The organism is Streptomyces sp. NPDC043876, assembly GCF_056435825.1.
In genome coordinates, this window is the sequence record NZ_JBWKDV010000059.1 from 1 (window position 1) to 2,269 (window position 2,269).

Consider the following 2,269-nt stretch of genomic DNA (forward strand, 5'->3'; position numbering starts at 1 on the left):
CAGGGGGGACCCTGTGGGAGAGTAGGACGCCGCCGAACAATTATTGTGGGAAAGCCCCGCACCTTATGGTGCGGGGCTTTTCTGCGTTCCGGACCCGACGACCACCCGAAAGGCCCATGCCGCGTAGACGGCCAGGACACGTCCGGGCCGGCATACCGGAACGACAGCAGCCCGACCGCTCGAGGCCGTCCTTCGACCGCCTCTCCTCTTCGAAGGCCGTGCCCTGCTCGAGAGCGTGATGCGAGCGATGTCGTCGAGCGGGACCCGCGAGGTCCGCAAGCTCCTCGACGTCCTCGACGCACCCATGGGTCCACCCGGCCGTTACCACTGAAGGAGAGCGATACACATGACCAGCCAGCTGACAACGACGACCCTGTGGCGCCCTGTTGGCACCAAGGAGCTGGAGCTGGTTCGGGAGCTGAACTGGCGTGCCTGGCCGCCCAGGCTGCCCGAGCAGCCGATCTTCTACCCGGTTCTGAACGAGGACTACGCGATCAGGATCGCCCGGGACTGGAACGTGAAGCACGACGGCGCGGGCTTCGTCACCCGTTTCGAGGTCGAGTCGGATTTCCTGAGCCGGTATCCCGTCCAGCAGGCCGGCGGCCAGACGATTCTCGAGCTCTGGGTTCCGGCTGAGGAGCTGGACGACTTCAACGCCCATATCGTCGGAGAGATCCAGGTACTCCACGAGTTCCGCTGACCGTTCCGGCCGTTCCGGCGTGATGATCTCGGTCCGGCCGAGGCCTTGAGTCGCCCGCGGGCCCAGGTGGAGTGCGAAGGCAGCGTGTTAGGACATCCTTCAGGCCGGCGCGGCCTCCTTGCACTGGCCCGCACGGACAATGCCTTGGGCCTCCGTCACAAGTCATCCGGGTGGCGCCGCAGCGCAGTTGGGCTGCCAGCCGGGAGAACGGTCCGAGGAACGTCCTGCGCTGGCAGTCCGCTCACCCTCAGATGAAGCGTCGGACCGGCAGACGGATCACACAGCCCTGCTCAGCGAGCGGACGGATCCTGTCGGCGTCCGGGGCGGGGGTGCACAGACCCGACCCGGCCAGGATGGGCGTCGCGGTCGCGCCGGGTGCGCTGTTGGGCAGGGCGTGGACCGGAGCGTAGGTGCCGTGGGCCGCCGCCTCCTCCGGGTTGGTCTCCTCCCACCTCCTCCACGGCGCCCGCCAGGGCTCCGGGTCCGGCGGATGTGCCCGACTCCATGAGCACCAGGTGCCGGATCCCGTTTCCGTACTTCTGATGGGCATCGGCCGGCAGCGTGCTGGGTGACCGAGGGGCCGCACTCCTCGGTTCGGGTTTGCTCCGGCTCGGGGTAGGGGGCGGGGGTAGGTTGCCGGGATGGATGAGTTCTTGCGGTCTTGGGCGGCGTTGCGGGGCGCGGTTGCGGGGCTTGGGGATGAGGACTTCGGGCGGCCTTCCGGGTGTGCCGGGTGGTTGGTTCGGGATCTGGTGTGTCATCTGGTCATCGATGCCCAGGACGTGCTGATCACCTTGGCCACTCCTGTGGAGGACGAGCCGACCCGGGACGCGGTGAGTTACTGGGACGTCGTGGAGGAGCCGGCCGGGGACGATCCGCTTGCTGCGCTCGTGGTGCGGCTGGCGGCGGCGTACGAGGAGCCTTGGCTGCTCAAGTTCCACCTGGACGACCTGGGGGCGGCCGCGGGGCGTGCTGCCGGGCTCGCGGATCAGGCGGGGCGGGTCGGCACGAAGGACCAGGTGCTCACCGCGGGGGACTACCTCCGTGCGTACGTCCTGGAGTGGACGCTGCACCACCTCGACCTGGTGGCGCACCTCCCGGATGTGGCGGGGCCGCCTGAGGGGGGTCTCGCGCGGTCGCGCGAGCTGCTGGAGGCGATCGCCGGCGAGGCGTTCCCGTCGTCGTTCTCCGACGCGGACGTGCTGTTGGTCGGTACGGGGCGCCAGGCTGCGGACGAGGGCGAGGCGCTCGCACTGGGGGCGTTGACACGGGTGGGGCGGCTGGGTAGAGTCGAACGGTTGCCTCGAACTGGACAAGTTCGACAGCGATGGTTTAGAGTCTCACCACCCCCCTCCCATGGAATTGAAATCCATCAGGGGTGTGCTCCGCTCTTTTTCAGATGTGAACGCCGGGAGAACCGGTCCGAAACTTCTGATAGAGTCGGACTCGCCGGAAAGGGAAACGCGAAAGCGGGAACCTGGAAAGCGAAAAGCAGGATCCCGCTTCGACCGGGAATCGGACACGAGAGAGTCTGATAGAGTCGGAAACGAAGAACGAAGCCCGGAGGAA

Annotated in this window: 1 protein-coding gene and 1 pseudogene; both read left to right on the forward strand. The window is 67.5% G+C overall.

What is annotated here, in order from left to right; translation table 11 throughout:
* The first annotated feature begins 346 nt into the window (after positions 1–346).
* On the forward strand, positions 347–700 hold the full coding sequence (locus AC0693_RS38705; protein ID WP_478743392.1) for a hypothetical protein: 354 nt from the start codon (positions 347–349) through the stop codon (positions 698–700).
* Positions 701–1,341: 641 nt separating this feature from the next.
* Positions 1,342–1,965: pseudogene (locus AC0693_RS38710) on the forward strand (maleylpyruvate isomerase N-terminal domain-containing protein); the annotation flags it as partial.
* Between the last annotated feature and the right edge of the window lie 304 nt (positions 1,966–2,269).

Bases quoted from the DNA above. Each gene is read 5' to 3' on its own strand.
- AC0693_RS38705 (WP_478743392.1), top strand. From the start codon at position 347: ATGACCAGCCAGCTGACAACGACGACCCTGTGGCGCCCTGTTGGCACC.